Annotated in this window: 6 protein-coding genes; 4 read left to right on the forward strand and 2 right to left on the reverse strand. The window is 78.3% G+C overall.

All coding sequences use genetic code 11. The features are described from left to right. Positions 1–657, forward strand: a 657-nt coding sequence (locus GTR02_RS19585; RefSeq protein WP_166609160.1) for a CAP domain-containing protein, incomplete at its 5' end; no start/stop codon positions are given. A gap of 10 nt (positions 658–667) precedes the next feature. Here GTR02_RS19585 and GTR02_RS19590 read toward each other — a convergent pair. Together GTR02_RS19590 and GTR02_RS19595 are read right to left on the reverse strand one after the other, a co-directional pair. After that, on the reverse strand, positions 668–1,723 hold the full coding sequence (locus GTR02_RS19590) for a cell wall-binding repeat-containing protein (RefSeq protein ID WP_166609161.1): 1,056 nt from the start codon (positions 1,721–1,723) through the stop codon (positions 668–670). Positions 1,724–1,831: 108 nt separating this feature from the next. Beyond that, a complete protein-coding gene (locus tag GTR02_RS19595; protein ID WP_166609162.1) occupies positions 1,832–2,719 on the reverse strand; it encodes an oxygenase MpaB family protein in 888 nt (295 codons plus the stop codon). Between the two features lie 96 nt (positions 2,720–2,815). Here GTR02_RS19595 and GTR02_RS19600 point away from each other — a divergent pair, with 96 nt between their 5' ends. From GTR02_RS19600 to GTR02_RS19610, 3 genes are all read left to right on the forward strand, one after another. Beyond that, the gene (locus GTR02_RS19600) at positions 2,816–3,319 is read left to right on the forward strand and encodes a mycothiol transferase (protein WP_166609163.1); all 504 of its coding nucleotides are present in this window, start codon (positions 2,816–2,818) and stop codon (positions 3,317–3,319) included. Positions 3,320–3,355: 36 nt separating this feature from the next. Further along, complete coding sequence (locus GTR02_RS19605; protein WP_166609164.1) at positions 3,356–3,802, forward strand: hypothetical protein; 447 nt, start codon at positions 3,356–3,358, stop codon at positions 3,800–3,802. A gap of 87 nt (positions 3,803–3,889) precedes the next feature. Then, a partial coding sequence (locus tag GTR02_RS19610) for an HD-GYP domain-containing protein (protein ID WP_166609165.1) occupies positions 3,890–5,252 on the forward strand: 1,363 nt, incomplete at its 3' end.

A 5,252-nucleotide genomic window follows, 5' to 3' on the forward strand; every position in this document is an offset into this window, starting at 1 on the left:
ACCCGCACCCGCCGGGCCCTCGCCCTCGCCGCGCTGCTCGCCTCGTCGGCGACGCTGCTCGCCGCCGCCCCCGCGCAGGCGGACCAGGGGCAGGCGCACCCGCCGGTCACCACCGCCGCCGCCACCACGGGCGCCGTCGAGGGCGACGGCGCCGCCGCCGGACGCACCTACGACCTCGTCAACGCCGCCCGCGCCGCGGCCGGTCTCGCCCCGCTGCGCCTGTCGCCGGACACGACCGCGGTCGCGACCGACTGGGCGTTCCACCTGGCCTCGACCGGGACCCTCGCCCACAACGCCGACCTGGCCCGCCGGCTCACCGGCTGGAGCCTCGTCGCCGAGAACGTCGGCGTCGGGGCGAGCGCCGAGGAGCTGCAGGACGCGTTCTGGGGCTCGCCCGGGCACCGCGCGAACGAGCTGCGCGAGAACGTGACCCAGCTCGGCGTCGGGGCCGTGCGCTCCGCCGACGGGCGCCTGTGGGTCGTGCAGGTCTACAAGCTGCCCGCCGGCGAGGTGGCCCCGCCGCGCGGTGCCCCCGCGCCGGTTCCGGCGCCCGCCCCGGCTCCGGCCCCCGCTCCCGACCCGGTCGCCCGGCCGGCGGCCGCCTTCGCACCCGCTCCCGTCCTGCCGCGCCGCGCCCGCGCGGTGGCTCCCGACTGACGGCCCGCCGTCAGGCGCAGTTCGTCAGCAGCGAGTCGGCCGTGACGACGTCCGGGCCGCCCAGCACGATCTCCGAGGTGATGGCGCTCGAGGCGACGTAGTCGAAGATCGGCAGCGGCGTGCACTGCGGGCGCACGAGCAGGATCGGCGCCAGGTTGACCGCAGCGGCGGGGACCCCGGCGAGCGCGTCGGGGAAGTTCTCGCCCGTGGCGATCAGCGCCGTCGTCGCGTCCGCGAACACCGCGGTCGCCACGAGCGCCGACGTCGCGTAGCGGTCGGCACCGCCCACGCGCGTCACGTCGGCGGGGTCGCTGACCCGGGCTGCGACGGCCGCCGCGGTGCTCTCGCTCACCGAGGACGTCCCCCCGACGACCAGGGCGGCGTCGAAGGTCTGGCCCGCGAGCCAGGTGCTCACGGGCGCCGGCAGCGCGGTCGGCTCCGTGATCATCAGCGGGACGCCGGCGGCGGCGGCCGCCGCCCCGCCGGACAGCGCGTCGGGGAAGGTGTCGCCGCGGCTGACCACCACGCCCTCGGCGTCGGGGAAGAACCGCTGCGCGACCGCCACGGCCGTCTCGTAGCGCGTGGTCCCGGCGATGCGCTCGACGCTCGCGCCCGGCGCGGCGCTGCGGACCGCGGTCAGCACCGCCTCGGGCACGCGGTCCGCCCCGCCGACGACGTACACGGTCGCGGGGGCGAGGCGGGTCAGCTCGGCCGCGGCCGCGGGGGCCAGGGCGGCGGCCGGGGTCAGCAGCAGCGGGGCGTCCAGCGAGGCGGCCGCGGGGCCGGCGGTCAGGGCGTCGGCGGGCGCCTCACCGCTCGTGAGGAACACCGAGGAACCGGGCGACGGCGCGAACGACCCCTGCGAGATGACGGCCGCGGTGCCGTAGCGGTCCTCGCCGGCCGCGCGGACCAGGCCGATGTAGGGGAACGGCGTGCCGATCTTCGGGGTGATGGTGGGGAACGGCGAAGGGGTTGCGGCGGAGGCGGAGCCGGCTCCCGCGAGCCCGCACCCGAGGAGGGTGGTGATCGCTGCGGTGGCCAGGGTGGAGCGGCGCGCACTGCGCATGGTGGTTCCTCTGCTCGTCGGCGGTGACGTCTGCTGTCGTCCGGCGCCGACGCTAGGCGGCGGCTCCGGGCAACGGCCGCGGAACAGGAACCGCGTGACCCGACCGGCTCAACCGGTTGCCCCGCAGCGACGCAGGGCCACCGCTGCGTGCGGCCAGCGCGCGACCCGGTCCGGCAGCAGCGGACGCACGCGCCGGGTCGCGGTCCGGACGACGGCCGCCCCGGCCCGCCGCCGGGGCGTCGCCACGAGGTCGTACTGCTCGGCGACGCTGCGCGGCAGCAGGTCCGCGGTCACGGCGCGGGCCACGGCGCCGACGGCGGGCAGCGGCGGGGACGTGCGCAGCCCGAGGACGTCGTGCGCGACCGCCCGCGCGGCGTCGGTGACCTGCAGCCGGGCGACGGCGTCGTCGTAGTAGTCGCGGAACTCGGGGTAGCTCGCGGGGAGCACCGCCGCCGTGACGCCGAACATGCGCCCGAACGGCTTCATCTGCTGCCAGTAGGCCTCTCGCAGCCCCGCCGGCACGGGCCGGCCGCCGTAGCGGCCCACCGCGGCCAGGGCCATCTCCACGAGGGTGGCGTGCACCCACAGCGCGAGCTCGGGATCGCCTGCGCGGTAGGGGGTCCCGTCCGGCGTCGTGCCGCGGACCCGGGCGTGCTGCCGCCCGACGTCGCGGGCGGCGGCGCGGCCCTGCTCGGTGTCGCCGAAGGCGATCGTGAGGACGGCCTGCAGCGTGCCGAGCAGGCGGTGCGCCGGTCCCGCCTGGTAGGCGCTGTGCTGCGCGACCCCGGCGGCGACCAGCGGGTGGGCCACCTGCAGGAGCACCGCGGCCGGACCGCCCAGCAGGACGGCGCGCTCGCCCGCGACGGCCCACAGCGCGTCGTGCGGGTCGCACACGCCGGGGTCCCCCGGGCGGCCTGGCCCCGGCGGCGGCGGGAACAGCGACCGCAGGTCCAGGCGCGGGACGGCACGGGCGCGGGCGGGGGCGGGGACGTCCACGGGTCCAGCCTCCCCGCCGGGACGCCGCACCGCACACGAGACGCGTGACGGCGGAGTGCGGGACCGGTGCCCGTCCCGGGTGGCAGGCTGCACCCCGTGCAGCCGCTGCCGGGGACCTTCGCCGAGGACGTCGTGCACCAGGACGCGCGCGTGCAGGTCGAGGTGTTCCTCGACGAGCACCGCGCCGGCCTGCGCGCCTGCCTGGACGGCCTGACGGAGGAGCAGGCCCGCCGCTCGCTCGTGCCGTCGCGGACCACCCTGCTCGGATTGGTGAAGCACGCGGCCTTCGTCGAGCGCGTCTGGTTCGACGAGGCCGTCACGGGCCGCTCACGCGCGGAGATCGGCATCCCCACCTCGGCGGAGGAGTCCTTCGACCTCGACGCGGCGGACACCGTCGACAGCGTGCGGCGCGACCACGCGGCGGCGTGCGAGGCCTCACGGCGCGCGACCGCGGGCCTGGGCCTCGACCACGTGGTGCACGGCAACCGCCGGGGTCCGCTGCCCCTGCGCTGGGTGTACCTGCACGTGCTCCGCGAGGTCGCGCAGCACTGCGGCCACGCCGACATCCTGCGCGAGCAGGTCCTCGCCGCGCAGGCCTGAGCCGCCCCGGGCCGCGGGGAGGACCAGACTGGGGGCGTGCGCGCCGACCTCCGGCTGGGCGGGGACCCCGAGCACCCGGACCTGTCCTCGCCGGACCTGCGCGACGCGGTGCGCCTGCTGCGCCGCGGCGCCGGCTCGCCGACCGCGCGGGTCGCCCTCGCGTGGGTGGACAGCGTGTACGCCGAGCCGTCCGAGCGGCTCGTCGAGCGCCACGGCCTGCACCTCGACGACCTGCTCGCGGTCGTCGACGCCATCGCCACCGTCACGGCCTTCGGCCTCGAGGCGCGGGCCGTCACCGCCTTCGCCGAGCAGTCGGTCAGCGACCGCGCCGTCATCGCCTGCTGGGCCGCCGGGCTGTCCGTCGCGGAGATCGCCGACCTGGCCGCGTCCCGGGCTCCCGTCGACGAGGACGCCCTGCTCGCCCTCGCGGCTCTGCGCGGAGACGGACCGGGCGGTTCGGCGGCCGGCGGCCCGACGCCCTGACCCCGACGGCGGTACGGGTGCCGTCCGGGCGGGTGAACCGCCGCACGGGGCCTCAACCCCGCCGCCGCACGCCCCGATCCCCGGGGCATGACCGCGGGACCGACGCAGAACTACAGCGAGGCCGCGGGGACCACGTGGCGCCCGCGACCCGTCCTGGCCGCTCTCGTGCGGGCCACCGCCTCGCTCGGCCCCGTGCTCTTCGCGCTGGCCGTGGGCGCCGTCGCGTCGCGCTGGCTGCCGGCCGCGCGCCTGGGTCTGCCCACGGCGGTGTGGTTGCTGCTCGTGGTCGCCGCCTCGTCGGGCGTGCTGCTGGTCGCCACCCGCGGGCTGCGCCGCCTCGTCCCGCTCGCCGCGCTCCTCCGCCTGAGCCTGACCCTGCCCGACCGCGTGCCCAGCCGCTTCGACGTCGCGCGGCGCACCTGGTCGCCGGCCCTGCTGGAGCGCGCGCGGGCCACCGGGGAGGCCGACCCCGGGTCCGCGGAGTGGCTGCTCAGTCTCATGAGCGCCCTGGCGGCGCACGACGCCCGCACCCGCGCGCACGGTGAGCGGGTCCAGGCCTACGCGGCGCTCATCGGCCGGGAGCTGGGACTGCCGCGCGCGGACGTCGACCGGCTGAGCTGGGTCGCGCTGCTGCACGACGTGGGCAAGGTCCACGTCCCCGCGGAGGTCATCAACAAGAAGGGCCGGCCCACGGAGCAGGAGTGGGCCACCCTGCAGGAGCACCCGGACCACGGCGGGCGCCTCGTCGAACCCCTGCGGCCCTGGCTCGGTCCCTGGCTGGACGGGGTGGAGCAGCACCACGAGCGGTGGGACGGGGGCGGTTACCCCCGCGGCCTCGCCGGCACGGACCTCTCGCTCGCGGCGCGCGTCATCGCGGTCGCCGACACCTACGACACGATCACCTCCGCCCGCTCGTACAAGAAGCCGATGTCGGCCGAGCAGGCGCGCAGCGAGATCACCCGGTGCGCGGGCCACCAGTTCGACCCCGAGGTCGTGCGCGCGTTCCTGTCGGTCGGCCTCGGCCGGCTGCGCGTGGTCGCGGGGCCCGCCACCCTCCTGGCCGCCCTGCCGTGGGTGGGTCCCGTTCCGGCGCAAGCGGTCTCGACCGCCTCGTCCGTCGCCCAGACCGCGGGGGGTCAGGTCCTCGCCGCCCTGCTCGCGACCGGCGTCGGGGTGTCCTCGGGCGTCACCGCGACGCACGCCCTGGCGGACGTGGGTGTCGGCACCGTGGCCGCGGTCCACGCGCCCGTGGCGGAACCCACCGCCCGCCGCTCGGCCGGCCCGGCGACGCCGTCCGCCGGCGTCCCGACACCGGCGACGACACCCGCACCGGCACCGGCCGCGGCGGCGGTGCCCTCGGCGCCGAGCGCGCCGGCGGTCGACGTCGACGAGCGCGTCGACCCGGAGCCCGTCGGGGGGTCCGGCTCCGCGCCGGTGGTCGCGCTCGACG

The sequence above is a fragment of the Kineococcus siccus genome (genome assembly GCF_009906795.1).
GTDB classification, from domain to species: domain Bacteria; phylum Actinomycetota; class Actinomycetes; order Actinomycetales; family Kineococcaceae; genus Kineococcus; species Kineococcus siccus.